Source organism: Microbacterium pullorum (assembly GCF_014836535.1).
GTDB lineage: Bacteria > Actinomycetota > Actinomycetes > Actinomycetales > Microbacteriaceae > Microbacterium > Microbacterium pullorum.
This window is the reverse complement of record NZ_JACSQP010000003.1, coordinates 362,193-378,785: the sequence shown is the minus strand read 5'-3', so window position 1 is coordinate 378,785 and position 16,593 is coordinate 362,193. Positions and strand designations below refer to the sequence as shown.

Sequence of the window (16,593 nt, the reverse complement as noted above, 5' to 3'; positions counted from 1 at the left end):
AGGGTGGCGGGAAGGGTCAGAACGCCGGCAGGCCGAGGGCCTCGTCGGGGTGCTCGTGGATCATGTAGGCGTCGAGGGTCGCCGACCGGTGGCGGCGGGCCGCTTTCTCGATCTCGCCCAGCGGCGCGCCGGTCTCGATGAGGACCAGGATGTTCTCGTGCTCGCGCACCGATTCCTGGGCGCGGCCGGGGACGAAGCTGAAGGTCGAGTCGCGCAGGTTCCCGAGCCGTGCCCACTCGGCGTTGACGAGCTCGAGCATGCGGGGGTTCGCGCACCGGGCGAACAGCGCCGCGTGGAACTGCTGGTTCAGCGCCGTGAACGCCCGCGGTTCGAAGTCGTCGAGGCGGGCGATCATGCGCTCGTTGATGTCGCGGGCGGCGCGCACGTCGTCGGCGGTGAGACGGCGTGCCGACAGGGCGGTGGCCGCCCCCTCGAGGATGCTGAGCGCCTGCATGCTGGCGCGGTACTGCGAGTCGTCGACCATCGACACGTGCGCGCCGACGTTGCGTTCGAAGGTGACGAGCCCCTCCGCCTCGAGCTGTCTTATCGCCTCGCGCACCGGCACGACGCTCATGTCGAGCTCGTTGGCGATGGTGCCGAGCACGAGCCGGTACCCGGGGGTGAACTCTTGATCGGCGATGCGGGCCTTGATCCACTGGTAGGCCTGCTGCGATTTGCTGAGGGCGTCCACGGTGCTCATTCCCCTGCTCGTTCGGCGTCGTAGCGGGCGCGCCAGTGCGCATTCATCGGGAACAGGCCCCGCACGGGGTTGCCGGCGGCGACCTGGGCGGCCACCCAGGCATCCTCGTCCTCCTGGGCGAGGGCAGCGTCCGCGACCTCGTCGGCGAGGTGCGGCGGGAGCACGATCACGCCGTCGGCGTCGCCGACGATGATGTCGCCGGGCTGCACCGTGGTGCCGCCGCACGCCACGGCGACGCCGGTCTCCCACGGCACGTGCTTGCGCCCGAGCACGGCGGGGTGGGCCCCGACGGTGTAGACCGGGATGCCGACGGCGGTCACCGCGTCGGCGTCGCGCACGCCGCCGTCGGTGACGATGCCGGCCGCCCCGCGGGCGTGGGCGCGGATCGCGAGGATGTCGCCGAGGGTGCCGGAGCCTGCTTCACCGCGGGCCTCGATGACGATGACCTCGCCCTCCTCGACGGCGTCGAACGCGCGCTTCTGCGCGTTGTAGCCGCCGCCGTGGCTCGCGAACAGGTCTTCGCGGCCGGGCACGAACCGCAGCGTCGCGGCCGTTCCGACGAGCTTGCGCTCGGGATGCAGCGCCCGCACGCCGTCGATCGTGACGTTGTCGAGACCTCGTTTGCGCAGCTGCTGGGAGAGGCCGGCGACGGGGATGCGCTCGAGCTTGGCGCGCAGGTCGGGGTGAAGGCCCCGGGAAGCCAGGCCGGCGTCCTCGCGCGAACCCCACGCCTCTTCGCGCTGCGTGTCGTCGACGGCGGGGAGCGTGCCCAGGGCCGGGTCGAACGGGGCGGCGGGACCGGCGACGACGGTCGTGGTGAGGCGACCCGAGGTGGCGCCGGTCTCGGGGGCATCCACCTCGACCGCCACGACGTCGCCCGGCTCGACGACCGAGGAGCCGGCCGGAGTGCCGGTGAGGATGACATCGCCCGGCTCGAGGGTGAAGTGCTGGGAGAGGTCGGCGACGAACTGGGCGAGCGGGAAGATGAGGTCGCCCGACGTCCCCTCCTGCCGCAGTTCGCCGTTGACCCAGGCGCGCACGCGCAGCCCGGTGGGATCGATCGTGCGGGCGTCGATGAGATCGGGGCCGATCGGGGTGAACCCGTCGCCGCCCTTCGAGCGCACGTTGGATCCCTTGTCGGCGGCGCGCAGGTCGTACAGGCCCAGGTCGTCGGCGGCCGTGACCCAGCCGACGTGCTCCCAGGCGCGGGCGAGGGGGACGCGGCGGGCGGCGGTGCCGATCACGAGGGCGATCTCGCCCTCGAAGGCCAGCAGCTCGGTGCCTTCGGGGCGCTCCACCGTGCCGCCGGAGGCGGCGACGGAGCTGGATGCCTTGAAGAAGTACGACGGGGCGGCGGGGCGGCGCCCGCGCTGGGCGGCGCGCGATTCGTAGCTCAGGTGCACGGCGATGATCTTGCCGGGGCGGCCGGGAAGGCCCGCGAACCGGGGATCGGTGGTGGTGTCGATGGTCATGGCTCCCTCGCCCTTGCGTCGTATTCGAAATCGTATATGATCGGCTCGGGAGAGGCAACCTTCCCGCACCCGCACCGCCTCTGACAACGACGTCAACCACTGGGAGTCACAACGATGAGCACACGCCCGTCCACCGTGCCCGAGGGCTTCACGCCCACCGGCACGATCGCCACGCATGCCGACCGCCGCCGCGTGGTGTTCGCCACCGTCGTCGGCACCACCGTCGAGTGGTACGACTTCTTCATCTACGCCACCGCCGTCGGCCTCGTGTTCGGTCAACTGTTCTTCGCGCCGCTCGGCGCGAACAGCGCGATCATCGCGTTCGCCACCGTCGGGGTCAGCTTCCTCTTCCGCCCGCTCGGCGCATTCCTGGCCGGCCACTTCGGCGACAAGTACGGTCGCAAGGTCGTGCTGACGTGGACGCTCATCCTGATGGGTGCGGCGACGGCGCTCATCGGTCTGCTGCCGGTCTACGACACGATCGGCGTCTGGGCGCCGATCATCCTCGTCTTCCTCCGCATCCTGCAGGGCATCTCCGCCGGCGGCGAGTGGGGTGGTGCGGTGCTCATGGCCGTCGAGCACGCGCCCAAGAAGCGCCGCGGCGCGTTCGGTGCCTCGCCTCAGATCGGTGTGCCGCTCGGGCTCCTGCTGGCCTCGGGCGTCATGGCGCTCATGGCCATGATCGCGCCCGGCGACGCGTTCCTCGAGTGGGGCTGGCGCATCCCGTTCCTGCTCAGCGTCGTGCTGATCGTGGTCGGCTACTACATCCGCCGCAGCGTCGAGGAGAGCCCGGTGTTCGCCGAGCTGTCCGCGCGCAAGGAGAAGGCGCGCATGCCGATCGTGACGCTTTTCCGGGGGCACGCGCTGCTGGTGTTCATCGCGGCGCTCGTGTTCGCCGGCAACAACGCGGTCGGCTACATGACCACGGGCGGCTACATCCAGGGCTACGCGACCAACCCCGAGGGGCCGATCGGCCTCGAACGCGGACCGGTGCTCTGGGCGGTCACGGGCTCTGCGGTGACCTGGCTGCTCGCGACGCTGGCCGCCGGGTTCGTGTCCGACCGCTTGGGTCGCCGAACGACGTACGTCATCGGCTGGATCCTGCAGCTGGTCGGTGTGTTCACGCTGTTCCCGCTCGTGAACACGGGGGACGTCGGGCTGCTGTTCGGTGGGCTGGCGATCCTCACCATCGGGCTCGGCTTCACCTACGGCCCGCAGGCGGCGCTGTACGCCGAGCTGTTCCCGGCATCCATCCGCTTCTCGGGGGTGTCGATCTCCTACGCGATCGGCGCGATCCTCGGCGGCGCGTTCGCCCCGACCATCGCCACGGCGCTGGTGGCGGCGACGGGATCGACCGATGCCGTGACCATCTACCTCGCCGGCATGACGGTGGTCGGGCTCGCCGCGACGCTGCTGCTGCGTGACCGCAGTGGCATCCCGCTCGGACCCGATCACGAGGAGGAGCAGGCGCGCAGCCCGATCTACGGGATGTCCCGGGCCTGACCCGGCGTGCACGCAGGGCCCGGATGCCGCAGCATCCGGGCCCTGCGTCGTCAGCCGTCGAGGGCTTCGCGGATGAGGTCGGCCGAGCGCTGCAGGCGCCGGGCCAGGGCGGCGGGGTCGGCGTGGCCGCCCACGTGCACGACGGCGATCGCGGCGGGTCGCGCGGGATGACGCAGCCGCAGCGGCACTGCGACCGACTGCACCGTGGGGATCACCTCGTCGGCGCTCGTGGCGTAGCCGCGCTCCGCGGCCGCGGCCACCTCGTCGCGCAGGGTGGCAGACAGCGGCACCGGCCACTGGTCGGGGGTCAGCGTCGACAGGATCGCCTTGCTGGGGGCGCCGACGGTGATCGGATGCCGCGCGCCGGGGCGCTGCGCCACCGACGCGATCGCGTGCCGCGGCTCGACGCTGGCGAGCGTGACGCACTGGTCGTGGTCGAGCACGGCGAGGAAGCACGTCATGCCGAGTTCGTTGGCGACGGCGGTGAGTTCGGGCAGGGCCTCGGCCTGCAGGTCGTGGGCGACGCCGGCGGCAAGAGCCGCCATACGGGCGCCGAGGGCCAGCCGCCCCGACGCGTCGCGGGAGACCAGTCCGTGGTCCTCGAGGGTGCGCACCAGTCGGTAGGCCACCGAGCGGTGCACCTCGAGGCGCCCGGCGACCTCGTCGATCGTGAGGGGGTCGCGGGCATCGGCGAGCACTTCGAGAATGCGGATGCCGCGACTCAGGGTCTGCGACGCGGGGGCCTCGGGCACGGGCATCCTCTCCGCCGGATGCTTGCCGCGCAGCATCCGGTCGTATACGATCTGTTCAATAGTAGAACGGCGTGTTCGAATATAGAACACAGCGACGACGGCGTCAACGTTCCGACGTCGTCGTCCCAGGAAGGAATCGACGACGATGCAGTTCCACCACCACGGCTACGTCTCCACCGACCCGCGCGTGCTCCCCGCCGCCGGCACCGGGATCGACCGCCCCGACGACGTCCCCGACGAGGTCGATGTGCTCATCGTCGGCTCCGGCCCCGCCGGCATGCTGCTGGCCGCTCAGCTGGCGCAGTACCCCTCCGTCACGACCCGTCTGGTCGAGCGGCGCCCGGGTCGCCTGGCGATCGGGCAGGCCGACGGCATCCAGGCCCGCAGCGTCGAGACCTTCCAGGCCTTCGGGTTCGCCGAGCGCATCATCGCCGAGGCCTATCGCATCACCGAGATGAACTTCTGGGCGCCCGACGCCGTCGACCCCTCCCGCATCGTGCGCACCGCCCGCGCCGATGACGACCCGCGCGGCATCAGCGAGTTTCCGCACCTCATCGTCAACCAGGCGCGCGTGCTCGACTACTTCGCCGAAGTCGCGGCGCAGTCGCCCGCGCGCATCGTGCCCGACTACGGGTACGAGTTCGTCACGCTGCAGGTGGGCGAGGGGGAGTATCCGGTGACCGTCACGCTGGCGCGCACCGACGGGCCCGACGCCGGCGTGGAGCGGACCGTGCGGGCGAAGTACGTCGTCGGATGCGACGGCGCGCGCAGCCGCGTGCGCGAGGCGATCGGCCGCAAGCACATCGGCGGGCAGTCCAAGCACGCGTGGGGTGTCATGGACGTGCTGGCCGTCACCGACTTCCCCGACATCCGCATCAAGTGCGCCATCCAGTCCGAGCACGGGAGCATCCTGCACATCCCGCGCGAGGGCGGGCATCTGTTCCGCATGTACGTGGACCTCGGCGAGGTGCCCGAGGACGACAACGGCAAGGTGCGCACGACGCCGCTGGAGTCGATCATCGCCAAGGCCGGCGACATCCTCGGGCAGTACACGCTCGACGTGAAGGACGTCGCGTGGTGGTCGGTGTACGAAGTGGGGCATCGCGTGACCGACAAGTTCGACGACGTCGAGGTGGGCTCCGACGCCCTGCCGCACGTGTTCATCTGCGGCGACGCCTGCCACACCCACAGCGCCAAGGCCGGGCAGGGGATGAACGTCTCGATGCAGGACGGCTTCAACCTCGGCTGGAAGCTCGGTTCGGTGCTCACCGGCCGGGCGCCCGCGGCACTGCTGTCGACCTACTCGGCCGAGCGGCAGGAGATCGCGCAGAACCTCATCGACTTCGACAAGGAGTGGTCCAGCCTCATGGCCAAGAAGCCCGAGGAGTTCGACAGCCCCGAGCAGCTCGCCCAGTTCTACACCTCGACGGCGGAGTTCCCCGCGGGCTTCATGACGCAGTACCCGCCGTCGATGATCGTCGGCGAGGCGACGCACCAGGCGCTCGCGATCGGATACCCGATCGGCAAGCGGTTCACCTCGGCGCCCGTCGTGCGCATCGGCGACGCCGTTCCCGCCCACCTCGGCCATCACGCGAAAGCCGACGGGCGGTGGCGCATCTACGTCTTCGCCGACCGCGACGCCACGGCGCTGCGGGACTTCGCGGACTGGCTGGCGACGGCATCCGATTCGCCCGTCGTGCGCTTCACCCCCGCCGGCACCGATCCCGACAGCGTGTTCGACGTGAAGGTGATCTACCCGCAGGACCACACCGAGGTCGAGATGGCCGACATCCCTGCGGTGTTCCTGCCGCGGGTGGGGCCGTTCGGGCTCATCGACTACGAGAAGATCTATGCCGCCGAGGCCGAAGACGACGTCTTCGACGCGCGCGGCATCGATCGCGACGGCGCGATCGTGGTGGTGCGTCCCGACCAGTACGTCGCGCACGTGCTGCCGCTGTCCGCCCGGTCGGAACTGACGGACTTCTTCTCCTCGCACATGCTGGCCCCCGCCCCCGCCTGAGGCGTTCGCCGCGCCGCCCGGGCTGCTCCGGGCTGCTCCGGGCTGCTCCGGTGTCACATCCGCACGGTGCTCGCCCGTGGCATCCGCCATTCGCGACACCCGAGCCGCCCTCGGTCGGGATCGCCCACGCGCCGAGCCGCTGCGGTGTCGCGTCCGCACGGTGTTGGCGCGGCGCAACCCGCCATTCGTGACACCGGAGCAGCCCCCGGGGCCCGCCCCAGGCGCGCGCCCCCGGGGTCAGGAGTTCACGCGGATGATCTCCTGCTGGTAGGGGGCGACGACCGTTGCGGAGATCCGCACGTCCAGCAGCAGGTAGGGGCGATCGGATGCCGGTTGCGCCGCCCATCGGGCGAGCGCGTCGAGGTCCTCGAGCCCGCGCACCACGACGCCCTCGGCGCCCACCGCCCGCGCGAGGCCTGCGAAGTCGACCTCGGGGATGAGCATGGGCGCGCGGGCGAGGCCCTGCACCCCGTACAGGTGCACCTCGGCGCCGTACGCGCGGTCGTTCCACACCACGGCGAGACCGCGGCCACCGGCCACCCGCACCGCCGATTCGAGATCCGCCAGCGCCATGAGCCCGCCGCCGTCGCCCGTCGTGAGCACGATCGTCGACGCGGGCTTGGCCAGCGCCGCGCCCGGCACCGACGCGAACCCGAGCCCGATCGACTGGTAGGCGGTGCCCACCATCATCATGCGATCGGGCGCGGCCACCGGCCAGTACATGTTCGCCCAGCCGATGAAGTGGCCACCGTCCGAGACGACCACGCGATCCGCCGGCAGCAGCTCGCCGATGCGGGCCGCGACCGTGCGGGGATCCAGGCGCCCATCGGATGCCAGGCCGTCACCGTCCTCGCGGGCGTGCAGTCCCGCGACGTCCACGCTCTCGCGCCATCCCGACGCCGTCGCCCCCCGCCGGTGGAGCGCGTCGACGAGGGCGCGGGCGACCAGACTCGCATCGGCGCGCAGGAACCCGCCCACGTGCGGGTGGGTCGCCGCCGGTGCGGTGTCGATCTGCACGACCCGCGTGCCGGGGGCGAACAGATCGCCGAAGCGCATCGTGAACTGGTTGAGCGACGCCCCGAACACCACCGCGACGTCGGCCTCGCGGATGCGCGCCATCGCGCCCTCCGCGCCGAAGCCGCCGGTCACCCCCAGGTCGTATTCCGCGCGGGGGAAGAGCCCGCGCCCGAGCGCCGTCGTCGCCGTCAGCGCGCCGGTGGCATCCGCCAGTTCGCCGAGGGCGGCACCGGCGCCCGACACCCACGCACCGTGTCCGGCGAGCAGCAGCGGGCGCTCGGCCGCGGCGAGCAGCTCTGCGAGGTCGTCGACGGCCGCCTGGGCGAACGGGCTCGCCGGGGCGAGGGGAGCGGGCAGACGCGGTTCGGGCGCCGCCGGCACGGGCCCCGCTTCGAGCTTGGCGACGTCGTAGGGGATCGCGAGCACGGTGGGCACGCGATACGACAGGGCGTGCTCGATCGCGATCACGGTGGTGGCCGCGGCGTCCGCCCTCCCCACCGTGTACGTGCGGGCGCCGACCGCCGATGCCAGCGCGATCTGGTCGACGTCCCACGGCCGCGGGCCCGACGTCGGCTCGTCGCCGACGACGAGCACGAGCGGCACGCGCGCCTGCACAGCCTCCGCGAGGGCGGTGAGGGTGTTGGTGAACCCGGCGCCGTAGGTCGCGGTCGCTGCCGCGAGGCCGCCGCCGGCGCGGTGGTGGGCATCGGCGGCGACGACGCCGCCCGCCTCGTGCCGCACCGCGGTGAACGACACGTCGGTCGAGCGCTCGAGCGCATCGAGGAAGTGCGCGTTGCCGTTGCCCATCACCCCGAAGACGTGGTCGATGTGGCCGGCGAGGGTGTGGGCGACGTGCGCAGAGACGGTGGGCATGGGAACTCCCGAGAGACAGAGGCGGAAAGGATGCCGTGTGTGTCTCGCCCTCCCGCGGCGTCTGTGCCGGGGTGGCTGCGTGCCCATTTTTCGAGCACCGGGGGACAGGTCCGCCGGACGATCCGAGTATAGGGATGCCACAGCGGCCGGGGAATCGTATACGATTGATCCGGTCCTGCCGGCATCGAACGACGAGGGAGTCCCCATGACCGAGAACCGTGAGACCCAGCTGCTGTCGGACGTGCCGGACGGACTGTTCATCGGTGGGCAGTGGCGCCCGGCGGAAGATGACGCGACGCTGACGGTGTCGGATCCCGCCACCGGCGACGTGGTCAAGACCATCGCCAGTGCTTCCGTCGCCGACGGCATGGCCGCGCTCGATGCCGCCGACGCCGCCTTCCCCGCGTGGGCGGCGACCCCCGCCCGCGAGCGGGCCGAGATCCTGCGCCGCGCGTTCGATCTGCTGCAGGAGCGCAAGGAGCAGTTCGCGCTGCTGATGACCATCGAGATGGGCAAGCCCCTCGCCGAGGCCCGCGGCGAGGTCGCGTACGGCGGCGAGTTCCTGCGCTGGTTCAGCGAGGAGACCGCGCACGTGCAGGGCCGCTACGGCGCGAACCCCGAGGGTACCGGGCGCATGATCGTGACCCAGCATCCGGTGGGTCCCTGCTTCCTCATCACGCCCTGGAACTTCCCGCTCGCGATGGCGACCCGCAAGATCGCCCCCGCGCTCGCCGCCGGCTGCACCGTCGTGGTGAAGCCCGCCGCGCTCACGCCGCTGACGACCCTCTACTTCGCGAAGCTGCTCGACGACGCCGGCGTACCCGCCGGGGTGGTCAACGTGGTCACGACGCGGTCGTCGGGGCCGCTCTCCGACGCGATCATCGCCGATCCGCGCCTGCGTAAACTCTCGTTCACCGGGTCGACCCCCGTGGGCGTGTCGCTCCTGGAGAAGGCGGCGAAGGGCGTGCTGCGCACGTCGATGGAACTCGGCGGCAACGCCCCGTTCGTCGTGTTCGACGACGCCGACCTCGACAAAGCCGTCGACGGGGCGATCGCGGCGAAGTTCCGCAACATCGGCCAGGCCTGCACCGCGGCGAACCGCTTCATCGTCCATCGTTCGGTCGCCGACGAGTTCGCCCGGCGCGTCACCGCGCGGGTGGCGGAGTTCCGCGTCGGGCGCGGCACCGAGGAGGGCGTCGTCGTCGGCCCCCTCATCGACGACCGTGCCGTGGCGAAGGCCCACGCCCTCGTCACCGATGCCCTCGATCGCGGGGCGACCCTGCACGCCGGCGGCAGCGTCATCGAGGGAGCCGGCAGCTTCTACCAGGCGACGGTGCTCAGCGACGTGCAGGCCGGCAGTGAGATCCTGCGTGAGGAGATCTTCGGCCCCGTGCTGGCGATCGTGCCGTTCGACGACGAAGACGAAGCGGTGCGCATCGCCAACGACACCGAATACGGCCTGGTCTCCTACGTCTACACCGAGAGCCTCGCGCGCGGTCAGCGCATGATCGAGCGACTGCAGACCGGCATGATGGGCCTCAACATCGGCGTGGTCTCCAACGCCGCCGCACCCTTCGGCGGCTGGAAGATGTCGGGCCTCGGCCGCGAGGGTGGCGCCGAGGGCATCCATGAGTACCTGCAGACGAAATACACCCTCACGCCCGACCCCTTCGCGTGACACCTGCGGGCGCGTGTCGGCGGCCGCCACGAGGATGAGCGCATGGATGCCGCCGCCCGCCGTCACGCTCGCCTGCGGTCCCACCGGCTGAGCACGCCGGCGCCGACGGTCGCCGAGGCAGCATCGCACATGCTCGCGGTGCAGGCGCAGGAGTTCTGGGGCGGTCGCTGGGCGCTGGCCGCCCGCACCCGCGGTGCACCCCGGATGAGCGAGGTGGATGCCGCGTTCGACCGCGGCGAGATCGTGCGCGCGTGGACGATGCGCGGCACCATCCACATCGTGCCCGCCCGTGATCTGGCGTGGTTGCTCGCCCTCACCGGGGAACGCCAGCGCCGGCAGGCCGCGGGGGTGCACCGCACCGAGGGGATCGACGAAGCCGAGGCGGGGCGCGCCGAGCGCGCCGTGCGCGCGGCGCTGCGAGGAGGCGGTGGTCTCACCCGCGCCGAGCTGTTCGCCGTGCTCGAGGCGGCCGGTGTCGTCACGGCGGGCCAGCGTGGTTACCACCTGCTGGTGCTGCTCTCGACGCGGCTGGTGATCTGTCAGGGGCCGGTCCTCGCACGCAGCGACGGGCCGACCCGCGAGCAGCGCTTCGTGCTGGTGGAGGAGTGGGCGCCCGACCAGGTGACGCCGGCCGACCCGCTCGCCGCCTTCTTCACGCGCTTCGTCGCCGGGCACGGACCGGCCGGGGTGCGCGACTTCGCCTGGTGGTCGGGGCTGCCGCTGGGCACCGCACGCGCGGCGGCCGAGGCCGCCGCCGATGAGGTCGAGGTCGTCGACGACGACGGTGCTCAGACGCTGTTCCTCACCCGCGCGGCGGCACCTCGGCGCAGCCGGGCGGCGCACCGGGTGCTCGCGCTGTCGCCGTTCGAGGAGCTGTACCTGCCGTATGCCGCCCGTGCGCAGGTCTGCCCGGAGCCGTTCCTGCCGGTGGTCGGGCCCGCGAAGAACGGGATGGTCCGCCCGATCGTGGTCGCCGACGGCGAGGTGTGCGGGGTGTGGTCGCACTCCCGCGCGGCGGGCCGGCACACCCGAGAACCGGTGGCCGAGCTGTTCGGCGCGCCCGCGCCCGTACCGGATGTCACCGATGTCGAAGCGGCGCTCGCGCGCTTCTCACGTTTCCTCACGGGGTGACCGGGGCACGCGCCGCGCGCTCATCCGTGCGCGTGCCGCTCCAGGAAGTCGTACACCTCGTTGTCGTCGACGCCGGGGAAGGCGCCACGCGGCAGGGGCGAGAACATCTGCATGTGCACGCGCGCGCTCGGCCAGGCCTTCCCCTCCCAGCGGGCGGTGACGTCCGCCGGCGGGCGGCGGCAGCACGTCTCGTCGGGGCAGGTGGAGGTGGCGCGCTTGGCGCTCTCCCGCCCGCGGAACCAGCGGGCGTCGTCGAAGGGCACGCCCACGGTGATCGAGAACTCGCCCTCGGCCGTCGTGCCGGTCTGGGTCGAGCACCAGAAAGTGCCGGCGGGGGTGTCGGTGTACTGATAATGCTCGGTGGTGCGGTTGTGCTCCTCGAACGCCGAGCGCGCCAGGAACCTCTTGCACACGATCTGCCCTTCGACGGCGCCCGTGACATCCATCGGCAGGGGCAGGCCGTCGTTCTCGTACACGCGCGAGATCGCACCGTTGCCGTCGACGCGCAAGAAGTGCAGCGGGATGTCGAGGTGGGCCGTGAGGAGGTTCGTCATGCGCATGCCCGCCGCCTCGTGGGTCACCCCGAACGCGTCGCGGAAGTCTTCCACGGCGAGGTTGCGATCGCGCTTGGCCTGCTGGAGGAAGGCCACGGAAGCTGTCAGCGGCATGAGGCAGCAGGCGGCGTAGTAGTTGATCTCCAGCCGCTGCTGCAGGAAGTCGGCGTAGTCGGTGGGGCGGCGGTGGCCGAGCAGCCGGTGGGCCATCGCCTGCAGCGCCATCGACCGCAGGCCGTGGCCGCCGGGGATCGAGGCCGGCGGCAGATAGATGCGGCCGTTCTCGAGGTCGGAGACCGACCGCACCGAATGCGGCAGGTCGCCTGCGAAGATCAGCTCGAACCCGAGCTGTGAGGCCATGATGCTGACGGTGCGGTGGGTGAGGGCGCCGGCGACATGGCCGGCCGCCTTCAGCTGCTTCTCGGCGAGAGCCTCGATCTCGGGCAGGTGGTTGTCACGCGTGCGCATCGCCAGGCGCAGCTCGGTGTTGGCCCGCCGTGCTTCCTCCGGCGTCGCGATCGCCTCCCGCTCGCGGCGCTGCAGCTCGCGGTGCAGACCCAGGATCGATTCGAGCGTCTCATCGGGCGTGCCCTTCGTGATCTTCACCGGCGGCACTCCCAGCCGCCGGAACACGGGGCTCGCCTGGGCGCGCTCGAGTTCGATCTCCAGTGCCGCGCGCCGGTTGGGCGGCTCGGGGGAGAGCAGTTCGGTGACGTCGGTGCCCGTCGCCGTCGCGATGCCCTGCAGCAGTGACAGCTTCGGCTCGCGCTTGCCGTTCTCGATGAGACTGAGCTGGCTGCCCGCGACGCCGACGACCGCGCCCAGTTCGTCGAGCGTGAAGCCCTTCGCCAGGCGGTGATGCCGGATGCGATGGCCGAGGGTGGTCAGTTCCAGCGATGAGGCGGCCATTCCTTGATGCTAGCGAAAGAAGTCAACTTCTTGCGCCCTCCGATCGTGTAAAGACGGCACGGCAGGGGCGCATTCTGGTGATGTTCCCGCCTGAAGGAGACATCATGGCCCTTGCCGACATCTTCACCCGCCCGACCACCGCGCCCGCCGAACCCGCCGCACGACGGCCGCGCGCCCTGGCATCCGGCGGTCGTCCGCAGATGTCCGGCGACGGCGCCGACGCGCTGCTGACGTGGGTCGACGAGATCGCCGCACTCACGCAGCCCGCGCGCATCCACTGGGTCGACGGCTCCGCGGTGGAGAACGAGACGCTGCTGCGTGAGATGGTCGACGAGGGCAAGCTCATCAAGCTCAACCCGGAATGGCGGCCCGGTTCCTACCTGGCCCGGTCGCACCCGAGCGACGTCGCGCGCACCGAGGCGCGCACCTTCATCGCCTCGGAGCGCGAGGAGGACGCCGGCCCGACGAACAACTGGGCCGCCCCGGACGACATCCGCGGCACCCTCACCCCGCTGTTCGAAGGATCCATGCGCGGACGGACGATGTATGTCGTGCCGTTCTCGATGGGCCCGGTCGGCGGACCGCTGTCCCAGATCGGCGTGCAGGTCACCGACAGCGCGTACGCCGTGGCATCCATCGGCATCATGACCCGCGTCGGCCAGGCCGTCACCGATGAGATCGCCGCCGGCAAGCCGTGGGTCAAGACCGTGCACTCGGTCGGCGCCCCGCTCGCCCCCGGCGAGGCGGACGTCGCATGGCCCTGCAACGACGAGAAGTACATCGTGCACTTCCCCGACACCCTCGAGGTGTGGTCCTACGGCTCCGGCTACGGCGGCAACGCGATCCTGGCGAAGAAGTGCTTCGCGTTGCGCATCGCCTCGGTCATCGGCCGCGACGAGGGCTGGCTGGCGGAGCACATGCTGCTCATCCGGGTGATCGACCCGAAGGGCACCGCGTTCCACATCGCCGCGGCGTTCCCGTCGGCGTGCGGCAAGACGAACCTCGCCATGCTGCGCCCCACGATCCCCGGCTACCGTGTGGAGACCCTCGGTGACGACATCACCTGGATCCGTCCGGGCGAGGACGGGCGCCTGTGGGCGATCAACCCCGAGGCCGGCTTCTTCGGTGTCGCCCCCGGCACCGGGGAATCCACCAACGTGACCGCCGTGGAGACCCTCTGGGGCAACACGATCTTCACCAACGTGGCGCTGCGCCCCGACGGAGACGTGTGGTGGGAGGGGCTCACCGACGAGGCGCCCGCGCACCTCACCGACTGGGAGGGCAACCCGTGGACGCCCGACTCCGGCCGCCCCGCCGCCCACCCCAACTCCCGCTTCACGGTGGCGGCGAGCCAGTGCCCGCAGATCGCAGCCGACTGGGACGACCCCCGGGGCGTGCCGCTGGATGCGATCCTCTTCGGCGGTCGCCGCGCCACCAACGTGCCGCTCGTGGTGGAGGCCACCGACTGGGCGCACGGGGTCTTCATCGGCTCGAACATCTCCTCGGAGCGCACCGCTGCCGCCGAGGGCACGGTGGGGGAGCTGCGCCGCGACCCGTTCGCCATGCTGCCGTTCTGCGGCTACAACATGGCCGACTACTTCGCCCACTGGCTGCGCGTGGGCGAAGGCCTGCGCTTCGACCGCGCCCCGCGCGTGTTCCAGGTCAACTGGTTCCGCAAGGGCGATGACGGCCGGTTCCTCTGGCCCGGATTCGGCGACAACTCGCGCGTCATCGACTGGATCATCCGCCGCGTGCAGGGGGAGGTGGCCGCCGACGACAGCCCCATCGGTCGGCTCCCGCGCCTGGCAGACCTGAACCTCGACGGCATCGAGGTGTCGGACGACGATCTCGCACAGCTCTTCGCGATCGACACCGACTCGTGGTTGCGCGAGGCCGACCTCACCGAGCAGTTCTACGGCACGTTCGACGGGCGGGTGCCGGCGACGCTGCAGGCCGAGCTGGCGGCGCTGCGCTACCGGCTCACACGCGCCCGGCAGGGCTGAGGCACCGGGGGGAGTCTCAGAGACGGATGCCGCGGCTGCGCGCCGCGGCATCTGTCGCCTGGCCGCCCCTCACACCAGCAGCTGGTGCTTCGCGAGGTCGCGGTACAGCGGGGTGGAGGCGACGAGCTCGGAGTGCGTGCCCTGGCCGACGACCTCGCCGTGGTCGATGACGACGATGTGGTCGCTGTCGACCACGGTCGACAGGCGATGGGCGATGACCACGAGCGTGCGACCGGTCGCCACGGCGTCGAACGCCTCGCGCATGCGCTGCTCGTTGAGGCCGTCCAGCGACGACGTCGACTCGTCCAGCAGCAGGATGGGAGGCGCCGCCAGCAGCGCCCGTGCGATCGCGAGGCGCTGGCGCTCGCCTCCGGAGAGCATCACGCCGCTTTCGCCGACGGGGGCCTCGAGCCCCAGCGGGCTGCGCTCGAGCACCTCACCCAGATTGACGTCGCGCAGCACCCGTTCGCATTGCGCGTCGGAGGCGTCGGGTGAGGCGAGTCGCAGGTTCTCGGCGATGGTGCCGGCGAGCGTCGGCGCGTCCTGCTCGACGTAGCCGAGCTGGGAGCGCAGCTCGTCGCGGTCGAGCGTGCGGATGTCGCGGCCGTGCAGCAGGATCGCCCCGCCGGTGGGGTCGTAGAACCGCTCGATCAGCGCGAGCGTCGTGCTCTTGCCGGCGCCGGAGGGGCCGACGATGGCCACGCGCGCGCCGGCCGGGACGGTGAAGGACACCCCCCGCAGCACGTCGTCGTCGCGGTCCTCATCGCCGAGCTCGACCGCCGCGGCATCCACGTGCGCATCGGCGAGGGCACGCAGCGCCTCGCTCTCGGCGCTCCGCCGTGCGGCGACGACGGCCTCGGGGTAGCGGAAGCGCACGTCGCGGAACTCGATCGCGGGGGCGGCAGCCGACTCGGCGGGCGCTGCCGCGGCGGCTCCGGCGGCGATCGCGGCATCCTCCGCGGTCTCGGTGGGCAGATCCAGCACCTCCTGGATGCGCCCGAGGGCACCGAGGGCCTGGTTGACCGACGTGATGGCGCCGAAGAACGACGCCAGCGGCTGCACGAGGAAGAACAGGAACATCACGAACGTGACGAGCTGGGCGATGGAGATGGCGCCGGATGCCACGCGGAATCCACCCACGCCCAGCACGACCAGCAGCGACACCTGCAGCGCGATGCCGGCGACCGGCACGACGAGCGCCGAGGCCTTCGCCACCTGCACGCCCGCGTCGTATGCGCCGCGCGCGGTCTCCTCGATCGTCTGCTGCTCGCGCGCGCCGGCGCCGGCGGCGCGGATCGTGCGGATCGACCCGATCGCGCGCTCCACCCCCGACGACAGCTCGCCGACCTTCTGCTGCTGGGCCTGCGTGGCCGAGCGGATGCGGCCGCTGAGCAGGCCGACGACGGTGGCGGAGGCGGCGATGACCACGAGGATGAGCAGCAGCAGCAGCGGGTCGATGAGCAGCATCGCGACCATCGCGCCGACGAAGATGAGAACGCTCCCGATCGAGTCCGCGAAACCCTGCGTCAGCACGGCGTAGAGCAGCGTCGTGTCGGTGCCCACGCGCGAGACGAGGTCGCCGGTGCGCCGAGCGTCGAACTCCCGGATGGGCAGATGCAGCAGTCGCGCGATGAGGCGCCTGCGGCTCGAATAGACCACCGCGGTGCCGGTGCGCTGCAGCAGATAGTGCTGCCAGGCGCCGATCAGCGAGGATGCCACGACGAGCCCCACCAGCACCCAGACGAGGAGGCCGAGCACCTCTCCGCCCTGCACGCGCTCGATGACCTGGCCCACCACCAGCGGCTGGCCGAGCGTCGCGAGTGCCTCGAGGACGCTGAGGACCGCGACGACGATGAGCACGCGTTTGTGCTCCAGCAGGAACGGCAGCAGCTGCTTCAGACTTGCGCGGGGGCCGTCGGAGGGAGCGCGGCGACCGCGACGGCCGCGGGAGGGAGCGGGGGAGGACATGGCGGATACCTCG

11 protein-coding genes are annotated in these 16,593 nt (G+C 71.6%); 5 read left to right on the top strand and 6 right to left on the bottom strand.

The window, feature by feature from the left end; genetic code table 11:
• Nucleotides 1-16 precede the first annotated feature (16 nt).
• Nucleotides 17-700 carry a GntR family transcriptional regulator gene (locus H9651_RS06615; protein ID WP_191718479.1) on the bottom strand — a complete coding sequence of 228 codons (684 nt, stop codon included), beginning with the start codon at nucleotides 698-700 and terminating at the stop codon, nucleotides 17-19.
• Complete coding sequence (locus H9651_RS06610; protein ID WP_191718478.1) at nucleotides 697-2,172, bottom strand: fumarylacetoacetate hydrolase family protein; 1,476 nt, start codon at nucleotides 2,170-2,172, stop codon at nucleotides 697-699. The genes H9651_RS06615 and H9651_RS06610 overlap by 4 nt, the downstream gene beginning before the upstream one ends.
• Nucleotides 2,173-2,286: 114 nt before the next feature.
• Between H9651_RS06610 and H9651_RS06605 the strand changes: the two genes are divergently transcribed.
• The gene (locus tag H9651_RS06605) at nucleotides 2,287-3,675 is read left to right on the top strand and encodes an MFS transporter (protein ID WP_191718477.1); all 1,389 of its coding nucleotides are present in this window, start codon (nucleotides 2,287-2,289) and stop codon (nucleotides 3,673-3,675) included.
• A gap of 50 nt (nucleotides 3,676-3,725) precedes the next feature.
• Here H9651_RS06605 and H9651_RS06600 read toward each other — a convergent pair whose 3' ends face one another.
• A complete protein-coding gene (locus H9651_RS06600; RefSeq protein ID WP_191718476.1) occupies nucleotides 3,726-4,433 on the bottom strand; it encodes an IclR family transcriptional regulator in 708 nt (235 codons plus the stop codon).
• Nucleotides 4,434-4,572: 139 nt separating this feature from the next.
• Here H9651_RS06600 and H9651_RS06595 point away from each other — a divergent pair, with 139 nt between their 5' ends.
• Nucleotides 4,573-6,447, top strand: coding sequence for an FAD-binding monooxygenase (locus H9651_RS06595; protein ID WP_191718475.1), 1,875 nt, complete (start codon nucleotides 4,573-4,575; stop codon nucleotides 6,445-6,447).
• Nucleotides 6,448-6,684: 237 nt separating this feature from the next.
• On the opposite strand, the gene H9651_RS06590 is transcribed toward H9651_RS06595, so the two are convergent.
• Nucleotides 6,685-8,337, bottom strand: a complete 1,653-nt coding sequence (locus H9651_RS06590; protein ID WP_191718474.1) for a thiamine pyrophosphate-binding protein — start codon at nucleotides 8,335-8,337, stop codon at nucleotides 6,685-6,687.
• Nucleotides 8,338-8,542: 205 nt separating this feature from the next.
• On the opposite strand from H9651_RS06590, the gene H9651_RS06585 reads away from it, so the two are divergent.
• Both H9651_RS06585 and H9651_RS06580 read left to right on the top strand, forming a co-directional pair.
• Entirely contained in the window at nucleotides 8,543-10,015 is a 1,473-nt protein-coding gene (locus H9651_RS06585; RefSeq protein ID WP_191718473.1) for an NAD-dependent succinate-semialdehyde dehydrogenase, read from the top strand.
• A gap of 42 nt (nucleotides 10,016-10,057) precedes the next feature.
• The gene (locus H9651_RS06580; RefSeq protein ID WP_191718472.1) at nucleotides 10,058-11,146 is read left to right on the top strand and encodes a winged helix DNA-binding domain-containing protein; all 1,089 of its coding nucleotides are present in this window, start codon (nucleotides 10,058-10,060) and stop codon (nucleotides 11,144-11,146) included.
• A 20-nt stretch (nucleotides 11,147-11,166) separates the two neighbouring features.
• Here the strand turns inward: H9651_RS06580 and H9651_RS06575 are convergent, their stop codons facing one another.
• Nucleotides 11,167-12,609, bottom strand: a complete 1,443-nt coding sequence (locus tag H9651_RS06575; protein ID WP_191718471.1) for an XRE family transcriptional regulator — start codon at nucleotides 12,607-12,609, stop codon at nucleotides 11,167-11,169.
• Between the two features lie 104 nt (nucleotides 12,610-12,713).
• Here H9651_RS06575 and H9651_RS06570 point away from each other — a divergent pair, with 104 nt between their 5' ends.
• The gene (locus H9651_RS06570; RefSeq protein WP_191718470.1) at nucleotides 12,714-14,612 is read left to right on the top strand and encodes a phosphoenolpyruvate carboxykinase (GTP); all 1,899 of its coding nucleotides are present in this window, start codon (nucleotides 12,714-12,716) and stop codon (nucleotides 14,610-14,612) included.
• 69 nt (nucleotides 14,613-14,681) lie between these two features.
• Here the strand turns inward: H9651_RS06570 and H9651_RS06565 are convergent, their stop codons facing one another.
• Nucleotides 14,682-16,580, bottom strand: coding sequence for an ABC transporter ATP-binding protein (locus tag H9651_RS06565; protein ID WP_191718469.1), 1,899 nt, complete (start codon nucleotides 16,578-16,580; stop codon nucleotides 14,682-14,684).
• Nucleotides 16,581-16,593: the final 13 nt, after the last annotated feature.